This window comes from Geodermatophilus sp. URMC 65 (assembly GCF_053502545.1).
In genome coordinates, this window is record NZ_CP199954.1 from 2,656,744 (window position 1) to 2,681,691 (window position 24,948).

Annotated in this window: 22 protein-coding genes; 8 read left to right on the forward strand and 14 right to left on the reverse strand. The window is 74.6% G+C overall.

The window, feature by feature from the left end; genetic code table 11:
• Positions 1 to 56 precede the first annotated feature (56 nt).
• The 7 genes from ACWIX7_RS12935 to dnaA form a co-directional block, all read right to left on the reverse strand.
• Positions 57 to 1,832: an ABC transporter ATP-binding protein gene (locus tag ACWIX7_RS12935; RefSeq protein ID WP_448621937.1), complete on the reverse strand. Its 1,776-nt coding sequence runs from the start codon at positions 1,830 to 1,832 to the stop codon at positions 57 to 59.
• Between the two features lie 14 nt (positions 1,833 to 1,846).
• Entirely contained in the window at positions 1,847 to 2,782 is a 936-nt protein-coding gene (locus tag ACWIX7_RS12940; RefSeq protein WP_448621938.1) for a hypothetical protein, read from the reverse strand.
• Positions 2,783 to 2,870: 88 nt separating this feature from the next.
• Complete coding sequence (locus tag ACWIX7_RS12945; protein WP_448621939.1) at positions 2,871 to 3,371, reverse strand: DciA family protein; 501 nt, start codon at positions 3,369 to 3,371, stop codon at positions 2,871 to 2,873.
• On the reverse strand, positions 3,368 to 4,555 hold the full coding sequence (recF, locus tag ACWIX7_RS12950; RefSeq protein ID WP_448621940.1) for a DNA replication/repair protein RecF: 1,188 nt from the start codon (positions 4,553 to 4,555) through the stop codon (positions 3,368 to 3,370). The genes ACWIX7_RS12945 and recF overlap by 4 nt, the downstream gene beginning before the upstream one ends.
• 189 nt (positions 4,556 to 4,744) lie before the next feature.
• Positions 4,745 to 5,677, reverse strand: coding sequence for a phosphogluconate dehydrogenase (NAD(+)-dependent, decarboxylating) (gnd, locus tag ACWIX7_RS12955; RefSeq protein ID WP_448621941.1), 933 nt, complete (start codon positions 5,675 to 5,677; stop codon positions 4,745 to 4,747).
• A 108-nt stretch (positions 5,678 to 5,785) separates the two neighbouring features.
• Entirely contained in the window at positions 5,786 to 6,946 is a 1,161-nt protein-coding gene (gene dnaN, locus ACWIX7_RS12960) for a DNA polymerase III subunit beta (protein WP_448621942.1), read from the reverse strand.
• Between the two features lie 851 nt (positions 6,947 to 7,797).
• Entirely contained in the window at positions 7,798 to 9,561 is a 1,764-nt protein-coding gene (dnaA, locus tag ACWIX7_RS12965; RefSeq protein ID WP_448621943.1) for a chromosomal replication initiator protein DnaA, read from the reverse strand.
• Between the two features lie 589 nt (positions 9,562 to 10,150).
• Between dnaA and rpmH the strand changes: the two genes are divergently transcribed.
• The 8 genes from rpmH to ACWIX7_RS13005 all read left to right on the forward strand — a co-directional run bounded on the left by rpmH (position 10,151) and on the right by ACWIX7_RS13005 (position 15,700).
• On the forward strand, positions 10,151 to 10,288 hold the full coding sequence (rpmH, locus tag ACWIX7_RS12970; protein WP_089305879.1) for a 50S ribosomal protein L34: 138 nt from the start codon (positions 10,151 to 10,153) through the stop codon (positions 10,286 to 10,288).
• A 1-nt stretch (position 10,289) separates the two neighbouring features.
• Positions 10,290 to 10,667, forward strand: coding sequence for a ribonuclease P protein component (gene rnpA / locus ACWIX7_RS12975; RefSeq protein WP_448621944.1), 378 nt, complete (start codon positions 10,290 to 10,292; stop codon positions 10,665 to 10,667).
• A complete protein-coding gene (yidD, locus tag ACWIX7_RS12980) occupies positions 10,664 to 10,999 on the forward strand; it encodes a membrane protein insertion efficiency factor YidD (RefSeq protein ID WP_448621945.1) in 336 nt (111 codons plus the stop codon). The genes rnpA and yidD overlap by 4 nt, the downstream gene beginning before the upstream one ends.
• Positions 10,992 to 12,125 carry a membrane protein insertase YidC gene (yidC, locus tag ACWIX7_RS12985; protein ID WP_448621946.1) on the forward strand — a complete coding sequence of 378 codons (1,134 nt, stop codon included), beginning with the start codon at positions 10,992 to 10,994 and terminating at the stop codon, positions 12,123 to 12,125. The genes yidD and yidC overlap by 8 nt, the downstream gene beginning before the upstream one ends.
• Before the next feature lie 90 nt (positions 12,126 to 12,215).
• A complete protein-coding gene (locus ACWIX7_RS12990; RefSeq protein ID WP_448621947.1) occupies positions 12,216 to 12,860 on the forward strand; it encodes a Jag family protein in 645 nt (214 codons plus the stop codon).
• Positions 12,857 to 13,528 (forward strand): 16S rRNA (guanine(527)-N(7))-methyltransferase RsmG, encoded by a 672-nt coding sequence (rsmG, locus tag ACWIX7_RS12995; protein WP_448621948.1) that lies wholly within the window; start codon positions 12,857 to 12,859, stop codon positions 13,526 to 13,528. Before ACWIX7_RS12990 ends, rsmG begins: the two co-directional genes overlap by 4 nt.
• Positions 13,529 to 13,604: 76 nt before the next feature.
• Complete coding sequence (locus ACWIX7_RS13000; RefSeq protein WP_448621949.1) at positions 13,605 to 14,663, forward strand: ParA family protein; 1,059 nt, start codon at positions 13,605 to 13,607, stop codon at positions 14,661 to 14,663.
• Positions 14,660 to 15,700 carry a ParB/RepB/Spo0J family partition protein gene (locus ACWIX7_RS13005; RefSeq protein ID WP_448621950.1) on the forward strand — a complete coding sequence of 347 codons (1,041 nt, stop codon included), beginning with the start codon at positions 14,660 to 14,662 and terminating at the stop codon, positions 15,698 to 15,700. The genes ACWIX7_RS13000 and ACWIX7_RS13005 overlap by 4 nt, the downstream gene beginning before the upstream one ends.
• Before the next feature lie 58 nt (positions 15,701 to 15,758).
• Here the strand turns inward: ACWIX7_RS13005 and ACWIX7_RS13010 are convergent, their stop codons facing one another.
• The 7 genes from ACWIX7_RS13010 to murJ all read right to left on the reverse strand — a co-directional run bounded on the left by ACWIX7_RS13010 (position 15,759) and on the right by murJ (position 24,897).
• Positions 15,759 to 16,754 (reverse strand): D-alanine--D-alanine ligase family protein, encoded by a 996-nt coding sequence (locus ACWIX7_RS13010; RefSeq protein WP_448621951.1) that lies wholly within the window; start codon positions 16,752 to 16,754, stop codon positions 15,759 to 15,761.
• Positions 16,751 to 18,139 (reverse strand): aminotransferase-like domain-containing protein, encoded by a 1,389-nt coding sequence (locus ACWIX7_RS13015; protein WP_448621952.1) that lies wholly within the window; start codon positions 18,137 to 18,139, stop codon positions 16,751 to 16,753. The genes ACWIX7_RS13010 and ACWIX7_RS13015 overlap by 4 nt, the downstream gene beginning before the upstream one ends.
• Positions 18,140 to 18,293: 154 nt before the next feature.
• Complete coding sequence (locus ACWIX7_RS13020; RefSeq protein ID WP_448621953.1) at positions 18,294 to 19,442, reverse strand: N-acetylmuramoyl-L-alanine amidase; 1,149 nt, start codon at positions 19,440 to 19,442, stop codon at positions 18,294 to 18,296.
• A gap of 171 nt (positions 19,443 to 19,613) precedes the next feature.
• On the reverse strand, positions 19,614 to 19,940 hold the full coding sequence (gene trxA / locus ACWIX7_RS13025) for a thioredoxin (protein WP_448621954.1): 327 nt from the start codon (positions 19,938 to 19,940) through the stop codon (positions 19,614 to 19,616).
• A gap of 128 nt (positions 19,941 to 20,068) precedes the next feature.
• Entirely contained in the window at positions 20,069 to 21,079 is a 1,011-nt protein-coding gene (gene trxB, locus ACWIX7_RS13030) for a thioredoxin-disulfide reductase (RefSeq protein WP_448621955.1), read from the reverse strand.
• 96 nt (positions 21,080 to 21,175) lie between these two features.
• Positions 21,176 to 22,798 carry a hypothetical protein gene (locus tag ACWIX7_RS13035; RefSeq protein WP_448621956.1) on the reverse strand — a complete coding sequence of 541 codons (1,623 nt, stop codon included), beginning with the start codon at positions 22,796 to 22,798 and terminating at the stop codon, positions 21,176 to 21,178.
• Positions 22,799 to 22,863: 65 nt separating this feature from the next.
• Positions 22,864 to 24,897, reverse strand: coding sequence for a murein biosynthesis integral membrane protein MurJ (gene murJ / locus ACWIX7_RS13040; protein ID WP_448621957.1), 2,034 nt, complete (start codon positions 24,895 to 24,897; stop codon positions 22,864 to 22,866).
• Positions 24,898 to 24,948 lie beyond the last annotated feature (51 nt).

The window sequence follows — 24,948 nt, forward strand, 5'->3', positions numbered from 1 at the left end:
TCACCACCGGTGGTGAGCCAGGAGCCGGGGGGATCAGCTCAGCTGATCACCGGGCGTCACACCAGCAGCTGGGCTGCCGCCAGTTCGCGGTAGAGGGGGCTGGTCTCCACCAGCTCCTCGTGGGTGCCGCTCGCAACCACCCGCCCGGCGTCGAGGACGACGATCCGGTCGCTGTCGAGCACGGTCGACAGCCGGTGCGCGACCACCAGCAGCGCCCGGTCGGCGGACGCGGCGGCCAGGGTGTCGCGCAGCAGCGCCTCGTTGCGGGCGTCGAGGCTGGCGGTCGGCTCGTCGAGCAGCAGCAGCGCCGGGCGGACCAGCAGCGACCGCGCGATCGCCAGCCGCTGCCGCTCGCCGCCGGACAGCAGCACGCCGTCGTCCCCCACCGGGACGTCGAGGCCGCGGGGTGAGCGCTGCACCACGTCGGTGAGCCCGACGTCGGCCAGCACCGTCCACAGCTCGGGGTCGGTCGCGTGCGGCGCAGCCAGCAGCAGGTTGTCGCGCACCGACCCGGCCAGCACCGGCGCCTCCTGCTCGACGTAGCCCAGCCGCGCGCGCAGGCCCGCCCGCGGCAGGTCGCGCACGTCGGTGCCGGCCCACCGCACTGCCCCGCCGGTCAGCGGGTAGAAGCCCTCGACCAGCGCGAGCACGGTCGACTTGCCCGCCCCCGACGGCCCGACGAGCGCCACCCGGCTGCCGGCCGGCACGCTCAACGAGACCCCGTGCAGCACGTCGGTGCCGTCCGGGTAGCGGAACGACACGTCGTCCAGCTCCAGCAGCGGGACCTCCGCGGACGGCGGCAGCGCGGGGACGGCGACGAGCGCCCCGCCCCGCTCGGGCCGCGCGTCGTCCTCCGGCTCGAGCGCGAGCACCTCCTGCACCCGCGCCAGCGCACCCAGCCCGCTCTGCAGCTGGGTCCAGGCCCCGATCGCCTGGCCCAGCGGCATGACCAGCAGGAACAGGTACAGGATGAACGCGACCAGGTCGGCGACGGCGATCGAGCCCGTCGCCACCCGGTAGCCGCCCAGGCCGAGGACGGCGAGGAACGCTCCCTGGACCGCGATCGAGCCGGCCGGGCTGACCAGCGCCTGCAGCCGGGCCACCCGCACGCCGGCCTCGTACGCCCGGCCGGCGCTGGCCGCGACGACGCCCACCTCCCGCGTGGTCGCCCCGCTGGCCCGGATGGTGCGCACCGCCGACAGCGCCCGCTCCACCGCGGCGGTCATCGCGCCGACCTCCTCCTGCGCCTGGCGGGAGAGCCGCTGCACGCCACGGGCGACCGAGACGACCACCGCCAGCCCGACGGCGACCGACCCCACGGTGACCAGCAGCAGCCACCCGTCGACCAGCGCCATCGCCACCACCGCGCCCACCGCGACCACCGCGGAGCCGGCGACCTCGACGACCCCGGAGGTCACCGTGGCGCGCAGCAGGGTGGTGTCCGCGCCGACCCGCGACATGAGGTCGCCGGTGCGCCGCCGGTCGTACTCGGCGATCGGCAGCCGCAGCAGCCGGTCGGCCAGCGTCCGCCGGGTGGAGAGCACGACGCCCTCGGCGGTGCGCTGCAGCAGGTACTCCTGCACCGCACCCAGCGCCGAGGACGCCAGCAGGACGACCACGAGCAGGCCGACGACGGGCAGCAGCGACCGGCCGGCCCCCACGGCCTCGATGACCCGGGCAACCAGCGCCGGCTGGGCCAGCGCGCCGGCGGCCGCGACCAGCGAGAGGACGGCGGCCGCGGCCAGCAGGTGGCGGTGCGGCCGGACCAGGGGCCACAGCTGCCGCAGCGTCGCACGAGGTGCGGTCCCCGCGGAGGTGCTCTCCTCGGCCACGGACGGCGCAGGGCTCAGAGGGCGGGGGCGAGGGCGCCGACGATCGCGGTCAGCAGCCGGGCGTGGTGCTCGATCAGTTGCGGCCGGTGCCCGTCCGGGCGGATCGCCGCCATGTAGCCGGCGGCCGTCCAGAACTCGTCGCCGTCGTCGGTGCCCAGCAGCAGCCCGCGCACCGTGGCGTCGCCGACCAGCGCGCGGGCGGCCGGGCCGTCCTCGGCGGCGAGCAGCACCCAGCGGGTGTCGAAGGCGGGGTCGCCGCTGGGGACCTGGACCAGCCCACCGGTGCGGTGCTTCCAGAAGCGGGCCGGCGACAGCCGAAGCGGCGGGAGGACGCCCAGCACCGGGGCGGCGGTGACCGCGTACTCGGGGACGGCGTAGCGCCCGGAGGCGTAGAGGACGTCGAAGGCGACCAGGTCGAGCGTGCCGTAGCGGCCGCGCATGACCCCGGCGGGCCGGTGGTCCTTCGTCGCCCGGACCGGCGCGGTGCGCACCAGCTCGGCGAGGACGGCGTCCTCCGGCGCGGTGCCGTCGGAGATGGCCCAGCCCTGCTGCACCGCCCAGCCCTGCGCGCCGACGGCGTCGCCCTGGTAGGCGAAGACCTGCTCGAGCTCACCGGGCTGCCGGGGCCGCCGGCTGCCGAAGAGGCCGCCACCGCGGGCGGGCTGCTCGCCCGCCGTCTGCGGGCCGGCGGCCGGGGACTGCGCGGGGCGGTCGGGGGTGGCAGGTGGCAGGTCCCAGCCCGGCGGCTGCCAGGCGGTGCTCCCGCCCGGCCGGTCGGCCGGCGGCTGGTCGGCCGGCGGCTGGTCGGCCGGCGGCTGGTCGGCCGGGGGCTGCGCGGGCCGGTCGGCCGGGGGCTGCTCGCCGTCCCCGCCGAGGTGGCCGGGTTCGCGCCAGCCGCTGCCCTCGTCGGGGCGCTCCTCGAAACCGTCGCGGTCGCGCGGGCTGCTCATCGCTGCCTCGTCTCCGTGTGCCCCGTGTCCGTGTGCCCCGTGTCCATGTGCCCCGTCCTCCCGGAGCCACCACCCCGGGCGGCGGCCCCTATCCGTACGTGTCCCGCGGACCGCGTCCGCGGACCGAGCGGGGCCCCTTCTTCCAGCTCGGGGCCGTCGGACCGACAACGCGCAGCCGGCTCACGACGTCCCCGCCGACCGTGGCGTGCAGCTTGGCGAGGATCGTCGGCGCCAGCAGCCGCAGCTGGGTGGCCCACGCGGTGGACTCCGCGACCACCAGAAGCTCTCCCTCGGTGAGCGTCTGCGGTGCGCAGTGCGCGGCGATCTCCGGCCCGACCAGCGCCGACCAGCGACCGAAGACCGCGCCGACCTTCGTGTGCTCGGTCCAGTCCTGGGTCCTGACGAGGTTGTCCACCAGCCGGGCCAGCGGCTGCGGGTCGTCGTCCCCCGGGCGGGGCCCGCTCCAGGCGCGCTTCGGCCCGGCGATCCGCCGCCGGGTGGGACGCGGCCGGGACGCCGAGGCCGCGCGCGCCGCCTCCAGCGCCGCGCGCGCGATGTCGCTGGGCCGTGACGGCCGCTCCTCGCTCACCTGACCCCCTCCCGCACTGCCCCATCCTCGGCGGCCTCCGGGTCGAGCGGTACCGCCTGCCCGCCGGCGACCTGCACCACCGTGCTGCGCAGCTCCCGCGGGACGTCGTCGAGCACCGCCGCGGTGACCAGGGACTGCTCCGCCGAGCGGGCCACGGCCGCCAGTGCCGCGCGACGGTCGGCGTCGAGGGTGGCGAAGACGTCGTCGAGCACGAGGATCGGCTCGTCGCCGTCGGCCCGCAGCAGCTCGAAACAACCCAGCTTCAGTGCCAGGGCCAGCGACCAGGACTCCCCGTGGCTGGCGAAGCCCTTCGCCGGCATCGACCCCAGCGAGATGGCCAGGTCGTCGCGGTGCGGCCCGACCAGCGTCATGCCGCGGTCGACCTCGTCGGTGCGGCGCTCGGCCACCCGCTCGCGCAGCGCGGCCGAGAGCTCCTCGGCCGTGGGCAGCGTCGTCTCCTCGGGGACCGGAGTCCCGTCCCCGGCCAGGGGCACGGTGCTGGCGTAGCCGAGCGCGGCGACGGCGGCGTCCGCACCTGCGACCCCGGCGTAGGCACGGGCCACGTGCGGAGCCAGGTCGGCGACCAGCCGCAGCCGCGCGGCGAGCAGCTGCCCGCCGAGGTCGACGAGGTGCCCGTCCCAGACGTCGAGCGTGGCCAGCGCGTCGCCGCGGGCCATCCGGGCGGTCTTGAGCAGGGCGTTGCGCTGCTTGAGCACCCGGTCGTAGTCGCTGCGCACGCCGGCCAGCCGGGGGGTGCGGCTGACCAGCAGGTCGTCGAGGAACCGCCGCCGCTCGGCGGGGTCGCCGCGGACGAGCACCAGGTCCTCGGGCGCGAACAGCACGGACTTCACCAGCCCGAGCAGGTCGCGGGGCCGCGGCAGCGGGGCCCGGTTGACCCGCACCCGGTTGGCCCTGCCCGGGTTGATCTCGATCTCGACCAGCAGCTCGCGGTCCTCGCGGCGCACCGCCGCCCGGACCACCGCCTGGGACGCGCCCTGCCGGACCAGTGGGGCGTCGCCGGCGACCCGGTGGCTGCCCATCGTGGCCAGGTAGCCGACCGCCTCGACGAGGTTGGTCTTGCCCTCACCGTTGCGGCCGACGAAGACCGTCGGCCCCCGGCGCAGGGCCAGGTCCACCCGGTCCCAGTTGCGGAACGAACCCAGCTGGAGGTGGCGCAGGTACACCTCAGCCCGCCCACGGTGAGGTGCTGGAACGGCCCCCCTGCTGCAGAAGGACCCCGTCCTCCCCGTCCTTCGCAGGCTCAGGGTGGGACCCGGGACGGGGCCGACGAGCCTCCGTCGGCCTTCCTGCAGGGGCCCGCCGCGAGCCTGCGAGCGCCGGGGGGCAGGGAGGTCCTTCCCGAGGGTCCTCCATCATGCGGGGCGTTCGACCTCCTGCTCGCGGACGGCGTGCACCGCGTGGCCGCCGAACTGCTGGCGCAGCGCCGCGACGGCCTTCATGGTCGGCGAGTCCTCCTGCCGCGAGGAGAAGCGCGCGAACAGCGAGGCGGCGATCGCCGGCATGGGGACGGCGTTCTCGATGGCCTGTTCGACGGTCCACCGGCCCTCGCCGGAGTCCTCGGCGTATCCGCTGATCTTCTCGAGGGCCGGGTCCTCCTCGAGCGCACGGACCAGCAGGTCCAGCAGCCAGGAGCGGATGACGGTGCCCTGGGTCCAGGACTTCACGACGCCGGGGACGTCCTCGATCAGGTCGACGGCGGCCAGCAGCTCGTAGCCCTCGCCGTAGGCCTGCATCATCGCGTACTCGATGCCGTTGTGGACCATCTTGGAGAAGTGCCCGGCGCCGACCGGCCCGGCGTGCACGAAGCCCGCTCCCGGCATCTCCTGACCGGACTCGTCCTTGGGCGACGGCGGCTTGAGCGCGTCGAACACCGGCTGGACCTTGGCGACGTCCTCCTTGGTGCCGCCGACCATCAGCGCGTAGCCGTTCTCCAGGCCCCACACCCCGCCGGAGACGCCGGCGTCGACGTAGCCGATGCCCTTCTCGCGGCACATGACGTCGTGGACCTGGTCGTCGGTGTACTTGGAGTTGCCGCCGTCGACGATCACGTCGCCGGGCTCGAGCACCCCGGCCAGCTCCTTGACCGTGGCCCGGGTGGGCTCCCCCGCCGGCACCATGACCCACACGACCCGCGGTGCGGTGAGCGTCTCGACCAGCGCCGGGAGGCTCTCGACGTCCCGTTTGCCGGGGGCGCGGTCGTACCCGACGACCTCGTGACCGGCGCGGCGCAGCCGCTCGGCCATGTTGCCGCCCATCTTGCCCAGCCCGATCAGCCCCAGCTGCACGACGCAGTCCTCTCCTCGACGATCCCGGTCGGCGTCCATCGTGCTCGTACGTCGACCTCCGTGCAGGGTCCCGCCACGAGCCTGCGAGTCGTGCGTGCAGGGAGGTCCCTACCCCGGGAGCCGCACCGGCATGATCAGGTACCGGTAGCTGCCCGGCCGCTCGGCCGGCCGGGAGGCCGCCTCGTCGTCGGTCGCCGGCTCGGGCACCCCGGAGAGGACGGCGGGCTTGAGCGGGCTGGTGAAGTCCATCCGCGCGCGCGGCGTGTGCACCGCGGCCAGTCCGTCGAGCAGGAACGTCGGGTTGAAGCCGATCGTCAGCGGCTCCCCCTCGAACTCGACGTCGCAGCGCTCCTCCGCCTGGCCCTCGTCGTCCGTGCCGCCGGCGCGCAGGGTGACCTGGCCGGGGGTGAACTCGCAGCGCAGCGGCGTGCCCCGCTCGGCCACCAGCGCGACGCGCTTGGCAGCGTCGGTGAACAGCCCGACCGGCAGCGTGGCGTTGCTGGCCGACTCGTTGGGCATGATCGCCCGGTACTTGACGAACTCGGCGTCGAGCAGCCGGGTGGTGGTCTGCCGGTCCTTGCCGGAGAGACCGAGGATGCCCTCGCCGGAGCCGCCCGAGGACAGCGAGAGCGTGATCTCCGGCCCGCTGGTCAGCGTCTTCGCCGCGTCGGCCAGCGTGCGCGCCGGCACCAGCACCGCGGCGGTCAAGCCCGGGGTCTCCGGCCGCCAGGCGAACTCGCGGACGGCGAGGCGGTAGCGGTCGGTCGCCGCCAGCGTCACCAGGTCGTCCTCGATCTCCAGCCGGACGCCGGTGAGCATGGGGAGGGTGTCGTCCCGCCCGGCGGCGACGGCGACCTGGCCGACGGCCTCGGCGAAGACGTCGCTGTCGACGACGCCGGCCGACGACGGCATGGCCGGCAGGGACGGGTAGTCCTCGACCGGCAGTGTCGGCAGGCTGAAGCGCGCGTTCCCACAGGAGATCGACAGGCGCGGGCCCTCGGCGGTGAGGTCGACCGGGTGCGGCGGCAGGGCGCGGGTGATCTCGGCGAGCAGCCGGCCGGGCACGAGGACCCGGCCGCTCTCGAAGGCCTGCACGTCCACCTCGGCGCGGGCGGAGACCTCGTAGTCGAAGCCGGACACCGACAACTGGCTACCGTCGACCTCGAGCATGATCCCGGCCAGCACCGGCACCGACGGCCGTGGCGGCAGGCTGCGCGCCGTCCACGCGACGGCATCGGCGAGCACCTCACGTGCCACCCGGAACTTCATGACCTGATCCACCCCAGCTGTCGTCGGTGTCCTCGTGGTGCGGTGCTCATCGTGCCCTCTGGGAGGGACATCGAGGTAACCGCTGCCCTCGACCAGGCGCTCGCAGCGCAGCTTCCCCACCCAGAGTGTGGTTCGAGAAAGCCTCGATCTAACTCCCTCATCCTCGTCATCACTGGTGTGGATCCTGGGGATCGAGGCCGTCCGCGCAGGTCAGCGCCGAAGTCGACATGTTGGCCGACTGTGGGTGGTCAGGCGGACTCCCGTGTCGACACGTGGACATCTCGACGTCCACCCACACCGGCCGACGTCTCTCCACGTCCTGTCCCCTGCTTGCCCCAGCGTCCGTCCCCAGTCCGTACCCAGGTCCGGGTGCCCGGAGCTGCGGCGACCGGCGTCCGACGTGACCGATCAGGGGAACGCGCAGGTCAGGACGTCAAGGGGCGGGATCCCCAAGGGTGGACGGAGCGGTGGGCATCTCTGGCCTGTCGTGACCGCGGGTGAGCGGGCGAGGAGAGATCTCCCCAACCTGTGCACATCGCTGGGGACAACTCGTCGACGAGTCGACCCGGTTCACCGGTGCGAGTGACCTGCACAGCACGCCTGACGCGGGGCCGACGACCGGCCGTCCACCCACAGGACTGTGGACGGGGAGCGGCCCTCCGGGGACACGGAGGTGGACGACCGAGGCGGCGTGTCCACCGGACACACCGTGCGCGGCTGGAACGCCGCACCACCCGCGCGGAGCGACCACCGCCCGTCGCAGGTGCGAGCGTGCTCCAGCAGGGCTCCGCTCGGCCGGGGGACGGCACGTGGCCGCGGTGCGGTCCCGAGGACCGCAGCGTCGTCGTCCCCTACGACCGCGCGCGGCTCTTGATCCGGGCCGTCAGCTCGGTGACCTGCGTGTACGTCGCCCGCCGCTCGCTCATCAGGTTGGTGATCTTCTTGACGGCGTGCATGACCGTGGTGTGGTCCTTACCGCCGAAGGAGGCACCGATCCGCGGCAGGGACAGCTCGGTGAGCTCCCGGCACAGGTACATGGCGATCTGGCGGGCGTTGACCAGCGTGCGGCTGCGGTTGGAGCCCTGCAGCTCCTCCATCGTCACGGAGAAGTACTCGGCGGTGGCGGCCATGATGATCGCCGCGGTGATCTGCGGGCCCTGCTCGTCGCTGATCAGGTCCTTGAGCACCAGCTCGGCCAGCGGCAGGTCGACCTGCTGCTTGTTCAGCGAGGCGAACGCGGTGACCCGGATGAGCGCGCCCTCGAGTTCGCGGATGTTGGTCTGCACCTTGCTGGCGATGAACTCCAGCACCGGGTCGGGCACCTGCAGCCGCTCGCCGTAGGCCTTCTTGCGCAGGATCGCGATGCGGGTCTCCAGGTCCGGCGCCTGGACGTCGGTGATCAGCCCCCACTCGAACCGCGTGCGCAGCCGGTCCTCGAGCGTCGTCAGCTTCTTCGGCGCCCGGTCGGAGGTGATGACGATCTGCTTGCTGGCGTTGTGCAGCGTGTTGAAGGTGTGGAAGAACTCCTCCTGCGTCCGCTCGGCGCGCTCCAGGAACTGGATGTCGTCGATGAGCAGGAAGTCGATGTCTCGGTAGCGGCGGCGGAAGTCCTCGGCCCGCCCGGAGTGGACCAGGTTGATGAACTCGTTGGTGAACTCCTCGGTGCTCACGTAGCGCACCCGGACGTTGGGGAACATCCGCGCCGCGTAGTGCCCGATGGCGTGCAGCAGGTGCGTCTTGCCCAGGCCGGAGTCGCCGTAGATGAACAGCGGGTTGTAGGCGCGGGCCGGCGCCTCGGCGACCGCGACGGCCGCGGCGTGGGCGAACCGGTTGCTGTTGCCGATGACGAAGCTGTCGAAGACGTACTTGGGGTTCAGCCCCGGGTCCTGACCGCCGGCCGGGGCCCGGCGGTCACCGAACAGCGGGACGGCGTCCCCGCCGCCGCGGGACCCGCCGCGCCGGCCACGGGACGGCGGCGCGGACGGCTCGGGGGCACCGTCGTCGTCGCCGGTGTCGAGGTCGAAGGGCAGCACGGCCACGCCGTCCTCGTCGAGGTCGGTGCCGCCCCAGTCGCGCTCGGCGGCGCGGGTGCCGCGGCCGGCCGGACGCCGGGCCGGCGGGCTCCAGTCGGTGGGGGACCACTCCTCGGCGTCGCGCTCGGCCGGTCGGGGATCGGAGGTGCTCCTGCCGCCGTCCTCCCACGCGGGCCGGACGTCGGCACGCACGCCGAACGCGCTGCGCCCGTCGTCGGCGCGGTCGCGGGTCTCCCGGTCCTCCTCGGCCCGCTGCGCCTCGACCACCGACCACGGACGGCGGGTCGGCACCTCGGGCGCGGGTGGGGCCGGCGGCCGGGCCGGGCCGTCCTCCACCTGGACGGCGACGCGGATGTCGCGGCCGAGGTGCTCCGACAGCGCCTCGGCCAGCACCCGGCGCATCCGGGACTCGAGCACCGTCTGGGTGAACTCGTTGGGCGCCGACAGCACCGCGGTGTCCTCGAAGACCCCCACCGGGCGGGTGAGGTTGAGCATCGCGTTCTGCTGCGGGGACAGGCTCGTCGCCAGCCGCTCGCGGATCTGGTCCCAGACCGTCGCCAGGTCCACCGTGGCATCGGCCATGGCCCTCGTCCTCCCAGGTTCCCGTGTGTCGTCGGCCCCGCCGCGGCCGCCCGTCGCCGGGTCCGTCGTCCCCCGGTCGGTCCCCACTGTGGACATCCGGACACACGGAGTCCACACCGGTGTCCACAGGCTGTGCACGATCGGCGACACATGCGCACCGGCTCCCGCGTGTTCCGCCGGGCTGGGGATGTCGCCGCTGGTCAGAGAGGAGTCGTCGCGGTTGTCCGGAGTGCGTGGTGGTCGGTCGACACCAGCGGGGCAGCCCCTGTGCCGGACGTCGGTGTCCGGTGTGGAGCGACGGCGACGCTAACAGCCCCGTCCACAGCCCGGCAACGAGGCCGGGGGCGGCTCCCGGCGCGCCGCGGGGCGTGTCGCGCACCGTCCGCGGCGCGGCACCGCGCGTCCCGTCCACCGTCGGGAGATCCTGGGGAGTCGGTGTCCGGCCGGGCCGCCGGTCTCCGCGCTCCCTCGGCTATGCTGGCGGGAGATCCGTGGACGGGGAACCGGCTCCCGCCGTGTGCCCGTCCCTGTCGCGCGCCCGCCCCCCGGTGGGCACGCCCCCGTCGATGTCGTGTAGTGGGAGTACCTCGTGAGCAAGCGCACGTTCCAGCCGAACAACCGCCGCCGGTCCAAGACCCACGGCTTCCGGCTGCGGATGCGCACCCGCGCGGGCCGGGCGATCATCGCCGGTCGTCGGCGCAAGGGTCGCGAGAAGCTCTCCGCCTGAGGTGCTGCCCGCGCAGGCACGCCTGCGCCGGCGTCCGGATTTCACCGCGGTCGTCCGGTCCGGCAGGCGTGCCGGACGGCCGACCATGGTGCTCCACTACCTCCCCGAACGGCCCGTGACCCCGACGCCCGGCGACGCCGGGAGGGTCGGTGGTCCACGGGCCGGCTTCGTGGTGGGCAAGGCCGTGGGCAACTCGGTGGTCCGTCACCGCGTGACCCGGCGGCTGCGTGCGGTGGTGCTCGACCAGCTCGACCGGCTGCCCCCCACCGCGGACCTGGTGGTCCGCGCCCGGCCGGAGGCGGCCACCGCCAGCTCGGCGGACCTGCGCCGCGACCTGACCGCCGGGCTCGACCGCGTCCTCCGGGTCCGCACCCCGTGACCGCCGACCCGCCGGCCCCTCGCGACGGACGACGTCCGGTCGCCCGGGCGCTGCTGGCCGTCGTCGGCTTCTACCAGCGGGCGATCAGCCCGGCGCTCCCCCCGCGGTGCCGCTTCCAGCCCACCTGCAGCGCCTACGCCGCTGAGGCGATCGCCGTCCACGGCGCCGGCCGCGGGAGCTGGCTGGCCCTTCGACGGCTGCTCAAGTGCGCTCCCTGGCACCCTGGTGGCCTCGACCTGGTGCCGCCGGCCCGCTCGACCGCGCCCGCACCCGACCGACCCGTCCCGTCGGCACCCCGCCGGGCCCCGCAGGAGGAGTCCCCCCGTGCTTGACTGGCTGTACACCGCCATCTCGTGGGTCCTGGCCCGCTGGCACTCGGTGTGGAACGCCGTCTTCGACGACCCCGCGGCGGGCACCGGCCTGTCGGGCCTGGCCTGGGCGCTGTCGATCGTCTTCCTCGTGGTCACCGTCCGGGTGATCCTGTTCCCGCTGTTCGTCAAGCAGGTCAAGTCGCAGCGGGCGATGCAGGAGCTCCAGCCGGAGATCCAGCGGCTGCGCAAGCAGTTCGGCAGCGACCGGCAGGGCTTCGCCGTGGCCATGCAGAAGCTGCAGAAGGAGCGGAACGTCAGCCCGCTCGCGGGCTGCCTGCCGATCCTGCCGCAGATCCCGATCTTCCTGTCGCTGTTCCACGTGCTGCGCCGGCTCGCACCGGACGCCCAGGGCCTCTACAGCTGGTCGCCGGAGCTCACCGACGAGGCGGCGCGGGCGCCGTTCTTCGGGGCGCCGATCTCGTCGTCGTTCTCGATGAGCGGGTCGAAGGAAGAGGCGATCCTCGCGATCACCGGCGGCTACACCAACATCCGGGTCGTCGCGTTCGTGCTCATCGTGATCATGAGCTTCACGACGTTCTTCACGCAGAAGCAGATCATGCGCCGCTCCGGCCCCGTCGAGGGCCAGGCCGCGATGGTGCAGAAGATGCTGCTCTACGTGATGCCGCTGGGCCTGTTCGTCTCCGGCTTCATCTTCCCCATCGGCGTCCTCCTGTACTGGTTCACCAACAACCTGTGGACGTTGGGCCAGCAGTTCTTCATCCTGCGCAAGATGCCGCCGCCCGGTTCCGACGCCGCCAAGGCCAAGGCAGCGGCGGACAAGCCCGCCGTCGACCCGAAGGCGCTGGCCCCCCGGCCCGGCGCGAAGCCGGTCCGCCCCAAGAGCGGCCGCACCGCCGCCCCGGCCTCGACGGTCGACACGGCCAACCCGGCCGGCGACACCACGGCCGGCGACACCACGGCCGACGCCACCGCGGCCGACGACGTCCCCACCGCGACGGGGGCCACCGCCGCGGGCTCCGAGGGCTCGTCGGCCGCCGCCCGCTCCTCGGGAGGTCGCCCGCGCACCGGCGGAGCGCGCGGCGGCAGCCAGGGACCGGCCAACCGCGGCAAGCGCAAGCGCCGCTGAGCCGGCGCGTGCGGCGCCCCGGCGGGCGCCCGCGCCGGTGATCGACCACCGGGGCCGACCCCGGACGCCCGCACGACTGGAGGACACGCCATGAGCGCCCCACAGCACCCCACCGAGCCGGTCGCCCCCACCAGCGAGGCCACCTCCGGCGCGGTCCTGAGCCCGCCTGCCGACGCCGACGTCCCGGCGCAGCCGGACCTGCCCGACGCGGACGAGGACGGGGCCGACGCCGCCGTCGAGCCGGCCGACCCGGCCGGGGACGACGAGGGGGCCGACGACCTGCTGGTCCGCGAGGGCGACGTCGCCGGCGACTACCTCGAGCGGCTGCTCGACATCCTCGACGTGGACGGCGACATCGACCTCGACGTCGAAGGCGACCGGGCCTCGGTGGCGATCGTCGGCGGCGACCTCAAGGACCTCGTGGGCCCCGACGGCGCCGTCCTGGAGGCGCTGCAGGAGCTCACCCGGCTCGCCGTGGCCCAGTCCACCGGCGTCCGCAGTCGCCTCATGCTCGACATCAGCGGGTTCCGCGCCCGGCGCCGGGCCGACCTCACCTCGCTGGCGGCCGAGACCGCGCGCCGCGTCGCGAGCAGTGGGCAGCCGGAGCGGCTGTCGGCGATGAACCCGTTCGAGCGCAAGGTCGTGCACGACGTCATCGCCGGGGTCGCCGGCGTGCACAGCGAGTCCGAGGGCGAGGAGCCCAACCGTCGCGTCGTGGTGCTGCCGGATCGGTGACCGAGCCCGCCCCGTCCGACACGGGCACCCCAGCCGTCCCACCGGCCCCGGAGGTCGCCCGCTCGGTGTTCGGCCCGGCGCTGGCCGACGCCGAGCGCTACGTCGCCCGGCTGGCCACCGACGGCGTCACCCGCGGGCTGATCGGCCCGCGGGAGGTGCCCCGGTTGTGGGAGCGGCACGTCCTCAACAGCGCCGCGGTCGCCGACGCCGTCCCGGCGGGCGCCCGGGTGGTCGACGTCGGTAGCGGCGCGGGCCTGCCCGGGATCCCTCTGGCGCTGGCCCGGCCGGACCTCCGGCTCACCCTCCTCGAGCCGATGGCCCGCCGGGTGGAGTTCCTCGAGGAGGTCGTCGCCGACCTGGGGGCCCCGTGGCGCGTCGTGCGCGGCCGGGCCGAGGAGCGCTCGGTGCGCGCCGCGGTCGGGTCCGTGGACGTCGTCACGGCTCGGGCCGTGGCGGCCCTGCCCCGGCTCGTGGCGTGGTGCCGTGGGCTGCTGCGCCCGGGTGCCCAGCTGGTCGCTCTCGTCGGGTCCCGCGCGCTGGAGGAGCTGCCGTCGCTGGTGCCCGAACTGGAGGCGGCCGGGATGCGCGAGATCCACGCACGGGCTGTCGGAGCGGGGCTGGGGGACGCTGCCACTACCGTGGTCGTGATGACGCGAGGGACCCGGTGACGCACGTTCCACGTGGAACCCCGTACGACTTCCCGCGTCCGTTCCACGTGAAACGGACCGGCAGGAAGGACCTGAGATGACCGACCCGGGCCAGCGGCTGCGGAGCAGTCTCACGGCCGAGCAGTCGGCCTCCGCCGTCGAGTTCGACAGCCCCATCGCGATGGAGGCGCTGCGGGCCACCCAGGTCCTGCACGCGGCCGACCAGGAGCCGTTCCCCGCGCCGGGTCGCATCCGGGTCATCACCATCGCCAACCAGAAGGGCGGCGTCGGCAAGACCACCTCGTCGGTCAACCTCGGGGTCGCCCTGGCGTTGTACGGGCTGCGGACGCTGGTCATCGACCTCGACCCGCAGGGCAACACCAGCACGGCCCTCGGTGTGGACCACAGCGTGGGGACGCCGTCAGTGTACGACGCCCTGGTCGGTGACAGCTCGCTCGCCGAGGTGGTGCACCCGACGACGGCCACGCCGCTGCTCTCCTGCGTGCCGGCGACCATCGACCTGGCAGGTGCCGAGATCGAGCTGGTCTCCGTCGTCGCCCGCGAGTACCGGCTGCGCCGGGCGATCGAGACCTATCTGCAGGAGCTCCCGCCGGAGCAGCGCCCGCACTACGTGCTCATCGACTGCCCGCCGTCCCTGGGGCTGCTCACGCTGAACGCGCTCGTGGCCGGCGACGAGGTGCTCATCCCCATCCAGTGCGAGTACTACGCACTCGAGGGCCTGGGGCAGCTGCTCAACAACATCGACCTGGTCCGCCGGCACCTCAACCCGGGGATCGCCGTCCGGACCATCCTGCTCACGATGTACGACGGCCGGACGAAGCTCGCCGACCAGGTCGCCGAGGAGGTGCGCAACCACTTCGGCAGCCTGGTGCTGGACACCGTCATCCCACGGAACGTGCGAGTCTCGGAAGCTCCGGGCTACGGCCAGTCGGTGGTCACCTACGACCCCGGGTCCCGCGGCTCGACCAGCTACGTGGAGGCCGCACGCGAGCTGGCCCACCGCGGCGTCTCCCTGCCCCCGTTGGCCTCGCGCCCGACCCCCGGTACCCCCGTCGCCGCGCCCGTGGGCACGGCGTTCCCCGACACCGACGCGGCAACCGTCCCCGTCCCCCCGTCCTCTGAGGAGCGAGCATGAGCAAGCGTGGCGGTCTGGGCCGTGGGCTGGCGGCGCTGATCCCCACCAGTGCCCCGGAGGACGAGCAGACCCCGCTGCCCGTCACGGACGACGGCGCCGACCAGGCCACGGACCACGAGGCCGCACCCGCCGCGCCGCCCGCGCCCCCGGTCCACCTGCTCCCCCCTGCGGCCCAGGCCGCGGCCACGGTGGCCGCGCAGGCCGAGGCGGCCGTCGGCGTCCCCGGCGCGCAGCTGCGCGAGGTCGCGGTGGTCGACGTCGTGCCGAACCCCAAGCAGCCCCGTCAGGTCTTCGACGACGAGGCGCTGGAGGAACTCACGTACTCCGTCCGCGAGTTCGGCCTGCTGCAGCCGATCGTCGTGCGCGAGCGCCCCGAAGGCGGCTACGAGCTCATCATGGGCGAGCGCCGGCTGCGGGCCGCCCGCGCCGCCGACCTGAAGTTCGTGCCGGCGATCATCCGGGACACCACGGACGACGCGCTGCTGCGCGACGCCCTGCTGGAGAACATCCACCGGGTCCAGCTCAACCCGCTGGAGGAGGCCGCGGCCTACCAGCAGCTGCTGGAGGAGTTCGGAGCGACTCACGAGGAGCTGGCCAGCCGGATCGGCCGCAGCCGCTCGCAGGTCACCAACACCATCCGGCTGCTGAAGCTGCCGGTGAAGGTGCAGACCCGCGTCGCTGCCGGGGTCATCTCCGCCGGCCACGCCCGGGCGCTGCTCGGCCTGCCCGACGCCGAGAAGCAGGAGTCGCTGGCCGCGCGCATCGTCGCCGAGGGGATGTCGGTGCGGGCCACGGAGGAGGCGGTCGCGCTGGCCGTCGCCGAGGAGCCCACGGCGAAGCGGCGGCCGCGGAAGTTCGCCGCGCCGGGCGTGGAGGACCTCGCCGGCCGGCTCTCGGACGCCTTCGAGACCAAGGTGAAGATCCAGATCGGCCGGGCGAAGGGCCGCATCGTCGTCGAGTTCGGTTCCGTCGACGACCTGCAGCGCATCATCGGCCAGATGGCCCCGGACATCACCGGACGCCGTCCCGAGGAGTAGCCACGGAGGCCTGGTTCCGTCACGGATGGAACCAGGCCTCCGTGGTCTCCGTCCTTCTTCAGCGGGTGGTGGCGGCCCGTCGGGTCAGCAGCCGGGCGAGGACGTCGCCGAGCGAGGAGCCGGCCGCCTCGACCGCCATCGGGAACATCGAGGTCTCGGTCAGCCCCGGCGAGACGTTCACCTCGAGGAAGTGCACCTCGCCGTCCGGCGTGACGATCGCGTCGGTGCGGGAGAGGTCGGCCAGGCCGAGCACCTCGTGCACCCGGACGGCGATCTCCGCGGCCCGTGCCGCCACCTCGGCCGGCACCCGCGCCGGCGCGTGGTACTCGGTGAGGCCGGGCGTGTAGCGCGCGGTGTAGTCGAAGACCCCCGACTCGGGGGCGATCTCCACCGCGGGGAGCGCCTCGGGGCCGTCGCCGAGGTCGACCACCGAGAGCGCCACCTCCACGCCGGCGACGTAGCGCTCCACCATCACGGTGTCGCCGTAGGCGAAGCAGCTGACCATGGCGGCGGGCAGGTCCTCGACCCGGCCGACCTTCTGCACGCCCAGCGCGGATCCGCCCGAGGCCGGCTTGACCATGAGGGGGAGGCCGAGGCGGGCGACGATGAGGTCCAGCACCGCACCGGCGCCCAGCTCCCGGAAGGTGCTGTGCGGCAGGGCCACCCAGTCCGGGGTGGTCACCCCGGCGGAGCGGACGACGGACTTCGCGGCCGGCTTGTCCCAGGCCAGCCGGCAGGCGGCGGCGGGTGAGCCGACGTAGGGGACGCCGGCGAGGTCCAGCACCGCCCGCAGCGCGCCGTCCTCACCCGTGGCGCCGTGCAGCGCGATGAAGACGGCGTCCGCGGGCGCGGCGGCCAGGCCCGGCAGCAGCTCGGCGTCGGCGTCGCGCAGCTCGGCCTCCACGCCGGCGCGGGCGAGCTCCTCGGCCACCTGGGTGCCGGAGGAGAGGCTGACCTCCCGCTCGACGTTCAGCCCACCGGCGAGGACGACGGTGCGCAGCGGGTGCGGCGCGGCCTCCTGCCCGGCGGTCGGTGCGGGCGAAGGGTCGCTCACGGGCGGTCCTCGTATCGGTCGCTGTTGGCCGGGCCGACGATCGGGTCGAAGGTGTGCGGCCCCGGGACGGCCCGGAAGGTGCCGGTGTCCACGCCGTCGAAGGTGGAGTGCAGGTCCAGCTCGGCCTCGATGACGCGGGCCAGCCGGCGGACCCCCTCGCGGATCTGGTCCGGCTCGGGGTAGCAGTAGGACAGCCGCATGAACTCCCGACCCGACCCGTCGGCGTAGAAGCCGATGCCGGGCACGTAGGCCACGTGCGCGTTGACCGCGCGGGGCTGCATGAGCTTGGCGTCCAGCCCGTGCGGCAGCTTCAGCCACACGTAGAAGCCGCCGTCGGGCCGGGTCCAGGTGGTGCCCGGGGGCATCAGTGCGTCGAGCGACTCGAGCGTCGCGTCGCGCCGCTCCCGGTACAGCTCGACGAAGTGCTTGATCTGCTCACGCCACGGCTGGGTGTCCAGGTACCGGGCGACGGCGTACTGGGTCAGCGACGGCGGGCAAAGCACCTGCGCCTCGGTGGCCAGCACCAGCTTCTCCCGGACGGCGAGCGGGGCGAGCACCCAACCCACCCGCAGGCCCGGGGAGAACGTCTTGGAGAACGAGCCGAGGTAGATGACCCGCCGGTCGTCGCGGGCCCGCAGCGCGCGCATCGGCTCGCGGTCGAAGCCGAGCAGGCCGTAGGGGTTGTCCTCGATGACCAGCAGGTCGTAGCGGTCGGCGATCTCCATGACCGCCTGCCGCCGCGGCTCGGACAGCGTGACGCCGGCGGGGTTGTGGTAGTTCGGCACCGTGTAGAGGAACTTCACCCGGTCACCGGCGGCGCGGCACTCGAGCAGCACCTGCTCCAGCGCCTCGGGGATCAGCCCGTCGTCGTCCATCGGGACGTGCCGGACGCGCGCCTCGGCCGCCTGGAAGACACCCAGCGCGCCGACGTAGGACGGACCCTCGGCGAGGACGACGTCACCGGGGTCGCAGAAGACGCGGGTCACCAGGTCCAGCCCCTGCTGGGAGCCGACGGTGACGACGACCTCGCTGGGCGAGGCGTCGGTGATGCCCTCGAGGGCCATGACGTCGCAGATCCGCTCGCGCAGCCGCGGGTCACCCTGACCGGAGCCGTACTGCAGCGTCTGCGCGCCCATCCCGGACACCAGCTCGCCGATCATCGAGCCGACCGCGTCCAGCGGCAGCGCGGTGACCGCGGGCATGCCACCGGCCAGCGAGACGACCTCGGGACGGCTCACAACGGAGAAGAGGGCCCGGATCTCCGAGGTCTTCATCCCGTGCGTGCGTGCTGCGTACCGGTCTGCCAGCGGGTCCAGCCGCGGGTGGCGCGGAGCGGGGTGGTGCACACCGGGGCCCGGGGGCGTTCCGGGCTGGAGATCGGCCACACACCGAGTGTAGGGACCGAGAGGAGCCGACCTGCCGGGGACACGGACGGGACGGACCCAACCGTCACGATGGCACCGTCGTCCTACCGGACGACACCGCGGCGAGGTGCGGTCCCGGTCCGCGTCGAGCCCCGTCCGGCTGGGCACCTCCCCTTCAGCGCTTCGCGGGGAGGATGAACGTGCCCGTGGGCGGGTCGGCCTCGGCGGGCAGGAACAGCCGCTGGACGGCGGCGAGGACGGCGCTGGCCACGGTGCTGCGCAGCCGGGCGTCGAGGAGCAGCAGCCGGTCGACCGGGTGGGAGAGGTAGCCGACGTCGATCCGGACGGCGGGCATGCGGCTCATCCGCAGCAGGTCCCACGTCTTGGGGTGCGACCCGAGGTCGAGCAGGCCGGTGCGGGCGACGACCTCACGACGCACGAGGTTGGCGAACTGCTCCCCCACGGTCGAGGAGGCCCCCGAGCCGGTGCCGTAGTAGTAGCTGGCCACCCCCCGGGCGTGCTCGGAGCTGTGCGCGTCGGTGTGCAGCGAGAGGAACAGGTCGGCGTGGGCGTCGTTGGCGAACGCCGTCCGCTCGGCCGGGGACGGGTCCTGGTCACGGCCGCGGGTCAGGTAGACGGTGGCGCCGGCGGCCGCGAGCCGGCCCTCGATGCGGGAGGCCAGGTCGAGCACCAGGTCGGCCTCGGTGGTCTCCCCGGCGGTGAAGCCGGTGTCGGTGCCGCCGTGGCCGGGGTCGACGACGATCCGCCGTCCGATGAGGTGCGGGCCGCTCTCCACGAAGCTGGCGCTCTGCCGCAGCAGCTGGGGGCGCCCGCCGATGACCTTGCGGCCGAGCTGGCGCAGCGCCCGCAGAGTGGCCGGCCCGCAGGTGCCGTCGGAGGTCAGGCCGTAGTCGCGTTGGAAGGCCCGCAGCCCCCTCTCGGTCTCCGGGCCGAAGACCCCGTCCACCGGGCCGGCGTCGTAGCCGAGCTCGTGCAGCCGGTCCTGCAGGTTCGTGACGTCGTCCCCACGCATGGGGCGGACCGGGTCGTGGTGCAGCAGCCGGTCGCCGAGGGACCAGCGGGCCTCGGACAGGGCACGGTAGGTCTCCTCGCCGACGCGGCCGTCGACGGAGAGCCCGCGCACCTGCTGGAAGTGGCGGACGGCGAGCTCGGTGGCCGCGTCGTAGACCGCCTGGTCCAGCGATGCCTCCTCCGCGGCACCCGCCGGTAGCAGGGCGAGGGCACGCAGGGCGGCGTGCACGTCGGCCACGGCGGGGCCACGGTCCCCCGGCCCCAGGGGCTGCATGCTGCTGTCGGATGCCATCGTGCGTCGATTGTGGTCCCCGGGCGCCCGAGCGGCCCGGTGGGGCCCCGCACGCGCGAGGGCCTCCCCCGCCGGCTGGCGGGGGAGGCCCTGAGGCGACCTGATGGAACGGCCCTCCTGCAGGGCCCGCCGCGAGCTTGCGAGCGGTGGGTGGCAGGAGGGCCCTTCTGCTTACAGGTAGTCGGCGAGGTCGGAGAGGATCGCGCCCTTCGGCTTGGCCCCGATGATGCTCTTCACCGGCTTGCCGCCCTGGAACACCGTCATGGTCGGGATCGACATGACCTGGTAGTCGCGGGCGATCTGCGGGTTCTCGTCGATGTTGAGCTTGGCGATCGTCAGCTTGTCGCCGTGCTCGGCGGCGATCTCCTCGAGGACGGGGGCCACCATCTTGCACGGCCCGCACCACTCGGCCCAGAAGTCGACGAGGACGGGCTTGTCGCTGCCCAGCACGTCGTCGGCGAAGGTCGCGTCGGTGACCGTCACGGTGTTGCCTGCCATGGTCGTTCTCCTCGGAGCTCGTGGACGGCCGGAGCACAGGGGCTCCGGCCGGGTGGGTCTGTCAGGGGACAACTGGTCGAGCGGCGCATGTATGCCCGGGTGAGACGGGCCCCTCCAGGGGCCCGCCTTCAGCGCTCGCCGAAGGCGGCGGCCAGCCAGCGCTCGGCGTCGATCGCCGCGGCGGCGCCGGTGCCGGCCGAGGTGATGGCCTGGCGGTAGATGTGGTCGACCACGTCACCGCAGGCGAAGACGCCCTCGATGTTGGTCCGCGTGGTGGGGTGCTCGACCTGCACGTAGCCCTCGTCGTCGAGCTTGAGCTGCCCGACGAAGAGCTCGCTGCGCGGGTCGTGCCCGATCGCCACGAAGACGCCCGCGACCGGCAGCTCCTCGGTGGCGCCGGTGCCGACGTCGGTCAGCCGGACGCCGGAGACGGTCTGCTCGCCGAGCACGTCGGTGACCTGCTTGCCCAGGGCCCAGCGGATCTTCTCGTTGTCCTGCGCGCGCTTCTGCATGATCTTCGAGGCGCGCAGCTCCTCCCGCCGGTGGACGACGGTCACCGTCTTGGCGAAGCGGGTGAGGAAGGTGGCCTCCTCCATCGCCGAGTCACCGCCGCCGACCACGACGATGTCCTGGTCGCGGAAGAAGAAGCCGTCGCAGGTGGCACAGGCCGAGACGCCGCGGCCGAGCAGCCGCTGCTCGTTGTCCAGGCCGAGGTACCGGTACTTCGAGCCGGTGGCGACGATGACCGCGTGCGCGCGGTGCACCTCGTCGCCGACCTTGACGATCTTGGGCTCGGCGGTGAGGTCGACCTCGGTGACGTCGCGGGCGACCAGCTCGGCGCCGAACCGCTCGGCCTGGGTGCGCATGTCGTCCATCAGCTGCGGGCCCTGGACGCCCTCGGCGAAGCCGGGGAAGTTCTCCACCTCGGTGGTGGTCATCAGCGCGCCGCCGAACTGCGAGCCCTCGAACACCAGCGGGTGCAGGTTCGCGCGGGCGGCGTAGATGGCGGCGGTGTACCCGGCCGGGCCCGACCCGATGATGATCAGGTCGCGGACGCCGTCGTGCTCGGCGGGCGGGATGGCGGGATCCACGTGTTCCGCCGTCACGGCGGGGCCGGGGGTCGGGTGGTCTGTCGTCACGGGCGGCACAACGGAGATCGTAGGTGCCGCATTCCCCGCCCGGCCCCCCTGCGGGGGCCGCCGCGAGCTCGCGAGGGGCGGGGGCAGGCGGGTCCTTCACCCAGCTGGCGTGAGGGTGACCTCGGCGACCTCGGCGGAGAAACCGCCGTCCGACGGCGCCAGTCCGGTCAGCCACAGCAGCACGTAGCGGGTGGTCACCGGCTCGTCGAAGGACAGGTCGGCCGAGTCGCCGAGCTCGCCGCTCGCGACCACCCGGTAGGAGTCGAGGTCGCCGTCGGGCTGGTCGCCGACCCGGACCTCCGCGGTGGCGCCCGCGGTGCCGGCGACGCCGAGGCCGGTGAGCGCCTGCTCCGAGCCGAGGTCGTACAGGACGCCGACCCCGTCCTTGAGGTTGCCGAACGCCGGCGACCCCCGGTAGGTCACCGTCGACCAGGCGGTGGACGGATCGCCGTCGAAGGACAGCGGGACCTGGTCGGGGTTCTCGGGGTCGCCGTCGCCGAAGGGGTTGTAGACGGTCGCGCCGGTGATGGTCGGTGCCGGGCTGTCGCCGGGGCCGGCCGTCTCCTGCCCGGGCGGCGCGCTGGACGCCGGGGCGCTGGGGACGGGCGCCTGGTCACCGGTGAGGTCGTCGGGCGAGATCACGTTGCCGAGCCAGACCGCCAGCGCGATGACGACGACCAGCGCCGCCACCGGCAGCCCGACGACGAGCAGGCGGCGCCGGCGCGCGTCCCCGGCCCCGCCGTCCCGCGGGCGCGCTCCGTCGTCGTCGGCGTCGTCCGACAGCGGCAGCAGGTCGTCCTCGTCGTCCTCGTCCCGACGGCCGGGGACGGGCGGCAGGCCGCGGGCGTCCAGCGGCGGGTACGCGCCGCCGGAGGCGTCGCGGGTCGGCGCGGGGTCGACGGCGACGTCCTCGGCCGCCCCGGCCGCGCGCTCCTCCTCGCGGCGCTCGCGCAGCCGGCGCAGCCACCCGCTGTCGGACTCGTCCGGGGCGCGCTGCGGCTCGGCGGTGTGCCCGGTGCGGGGGCGCTCGGCCAGCAGGGCGGCCATGGCCGCGACGCTGGACAGGCCCGCGCCGGGCTCGGTGGAGCGGGCGCGGCGCACCAGGGCGGCGAGGTCCGGGGGCATCCCCGTCGTCCGCCCGGCCGATGCGGTGCCCGGCCGTCGACCGGTGAGGCAGTACTCGAGCAGCTCCCCGAGCGCGGCGACGTCCCCCTGGACGGTGCCGCTGGCGGCCGGCACCGAACGCAGCCCGACCAGGCCGTTGGGCCGCAGGACGACGGTCTCCGGGGTGAGCCCGCCGACGGCCAGCCCCACCCGGTGCGCTGCGGCGACGCCCTCGGCGAGCCGGCGCAGCACGGTGCGGGCCTCCCGCTCGGGCATCGGGCCCTCGGCCAGGCGCTCGGCGAGGGTGCGGCCCTCGATCCACTCGTTGACGACGTAGGCCGCGCCCCCGGGCGCCGCGCCGTCCCCGCTGCCCTCGGCGGCGTCGTAGACCAGGGCCAGCGCGGGCGTGGCCAGCCCGCCCGCGGTGAGCGCGCGGGTGATCCACTCGCGGGCGGCCGGCCCGCCGGGGGTGTGCACCCGGATGGCGACGTCGCGGTTGAGGATCCGGTCCTTGGCCCGCCAGCAGTGGATGACGCCGGTGGCGGTGGTCTCGGTGGGGCCGACCTCGTCGATCGGGCGGTAGCGGTCTGGGAGGCCGGTGATCGTGGACGTCATCGGTGCGCCCGGCCCCCTGTCCCCTCCCTGCCGGCGGCTGGGTTGCCCCGGCGGCGTCACGCCGCTCACCTGCGCCCCAGCTTGGCCCGGACGGCCGCCAGGGGCTCCTGGACCTCGGGGACGCGGGCGAGCGCGAGCCCTGCGAGGGTCGCGACGCCGATGACCACGGTACCCAGCAGCACGGTGCCGAGCGACCCTGCCACCGACGGGGCCAGGGCACCGTCGGCCAGCGACACCGCCAGCCAGCCCAGCAGGCCGGCGACGACCGCCACCGCGGCGGTGCGCAGCACCGGGCCCAGCGTGGCGCGGGTCTCCAGCCCCCCGAGCCGCCGGCGCAGCACCGCGTGGCCGATCCCCCAGCCGGCCACGTAGGTGAGGCTGGTGACCAGCATCAGCCCGGCCACGACCCGCTCCGGGGGGACGACGACCGGCACGAGCAGCAGCAGCGGCACCCGGACGGCGACCATCCCCACCTGGATCAGGGTGGGGGTGCGCGAGTCCTTCGTGGCGTAGAAGACCCGCATCTGCAGCAGGGTGACCGCCATCGGGAGCAGCCCGAACGCGCCCACGGCCAACGCGACGCCGATGGCCCGGGCGTCGTCGGTGTCGGTGTTGCCGCGGGCGAACACGACGACGGCCAGCGCCGGGCCGAGCACGGTGAGCGCGGCGCTGATCGGCAGCAGACCGAGGGCCGACAGGCGGGTGCCGAGGGAGAGGTCGCGCACCACACCGGGGACGTCGGAGCGTGCGGCGGCTCGGCTCATCCGCGGCACCAGCGCGGTCAGCAGCGCCACGCCGATGATCCCGTAGGGCATCTGGAACAGCAGGCTGGCGTTGGCGAAGCCGATCGAGCCCAGCCCGCCCTCGCGCCCGGCTGCGTTGGCGATCCGGGTGGCCACGACCACGCCGATCTGGCTGACCGCCACGTAGCCGATCACCCAGAGGCCGAGCGTGCCGGCCTCGCGCAGCCCGGTGTTGCGCAGTCCCCAGCGCGGGCGCAGCGGGACGCCGGCCCGGCGCAGCAGCGGGAGGAGCACGAGCGCCTGGGCGGCGATGCCCAGCGTGGTGCCGACACCGAGGAGCCACACCTGCCCCTCGGTGATCGTGACCGGGGTCAGCGGGCCGGGACCGACGGCGGCGAGGAACAGCAGGCCGGTGGCGATGACGACGATGTTGTTGAGCACCGGGGCCCAGGCCGGCGGCCCGAACACCCCGCGGGAGTTGAGGATCGCCTGCGCCAGGGCGCCGATGCCGTAGAACACGATCTCGGCCAGCAGGATGCGGGCCAGCCAGGTCGCCAGCCGGTACTGGTCGGGGTCCCCGTCCAGGCCGTACAGCGAGGTCAGCAGGGGTGCGGCCAGGATCGCCAGGCCGGTGACCACGACCAGCCCGACGGTGGCGACCGTGGCCAGCCGCTGGGCGTAGGCCGCGCCACCGTCGTCGTCCCGTTCCTGGGCGCGCACGAGCAGCGGGACGACGACCGAGGTCAGCACTCCGCCCAGCAGCAGCTCGTAGACGATGTTGGGCAGCGTGTTCGAGGTGTTGTAGGCGTCGCCGACCAGGCCGACGCCCAGCGCCGCGGTGAGCACCATCGTGCGCAGCAGCCCGGTGATGCGGGAGACCAGCGTGGCCACCGCCATGGTGCCGGCGGCGCGCAGGATGCCCCGGCTGGCGCCGGGCCGGCCCTCGCGGGCCTCGACCTCCTCGTCGGTCTCGTCGACCCGGCGCGGCACCGCGGGCAGCACCGGGATGAGCTGGGTGTCGTCGGGCCCGGGCACCCACCGCGAGGCGCGCCGCGGCGGCGGCACCGGCGGCAGGTCGCGGACGCGGGGCGCCGGCGGCGGGACCGGCGGCAGTGGCCGTCCGCCGGGCGGGGCCTGGGGGTACGGCGGTGGGGGCAGCGGCAGGGCCGGCGGGGTCCCCGGACCGGGGACCGGTGGTGGCTCCCGGCGGGTGCGCTCGGCGGGCGGCGGCTCCCGCCGCCCGCCGTCACCCGGCGCCGGGGGGCGCTCGGTGGCGGGCCGGCGCGGCGCGACGGGGGGCGGCGGCACGGGGGGCAGCGGACGGCGCTGCTGCTCCCCCACTCGTCGCTCGCTCACGAGTTCGCCTCACTGGCGCCCGGCGGCCGCGTTCGCGGCGCTGCCGTGCTC

What these genes read in the sequence shown, in the direction of transcription:
- ACWIX7_RS13020 (WP_448621953.1), bottom strand. Translation starts at nt 19,442, where the DNA reads ATGGCATCCGACAGCAGCATGCAGCCCCTGGGGCCGGGGGACCGTGGC.
- ACWIX7_RS13005 (WP_448621950.1), top strand. Translation starts at nt 14,660, where the DNA reads ATGAGCAAGCGTGGCGGTCTGGGCCGTGGGCTGGCGGCGCTGATCCCC.
- ACWIX7_RS12990 (WP_448621947.1), top strand. Translation starts at nt 12,216, where the DNA reads ATGAGCGCCCCACAGCACCCCACCGAGCCGGTCGCCCCCACCAGCGAG.
- ACWIX7_RS13000 (WP_448621949.1), top strand. Translation starts at nt 13,605, where the DNA reads ATGACCGACCCGGGCCAGCGGCTGCGGAGCAGTCTCACGGCCGAGCAG.
- ACWIX7_RS12940 (WP_448621938.1), bottom strand. Translation starts at nt 2,782, where the DNA reads ATGAGCAGCCCGCGCGACCGCGACGGTTTCGAGGAGCGCCCCGACGAG.
- ACWIX7_RS13035 (WP_448621956.1), bottom strand. Translation starts at nt 22,798, where the DNA reads ATGACGTCCACGATCACCGGCCTCCCAGACCGCTACCGCCCGATCGAC.
- trxA (WP_448621954.1), bottom strand. Translation starts at nt 19,940, where the DNA reads ATGGCAGGCAACACCGTGACGGTCACCGACGCGACCTTCGCCGACGAC.
- dnaA (WP_448621943.1), bottom strand. Translation starts at nt 9,561, where the DNA reads ATGGCCGATGCCACGGTGGACCTGGCGACGGTCTGGGACCAGATCCGC.
- dnaN (WP_448621942.1), bottom strand. Translation starts at nt 6,946, where the DNA reads ATGAAGTTCCGGGTGGCACGTGAGGTGCTCGCCGATGCCGTCGCGTGG.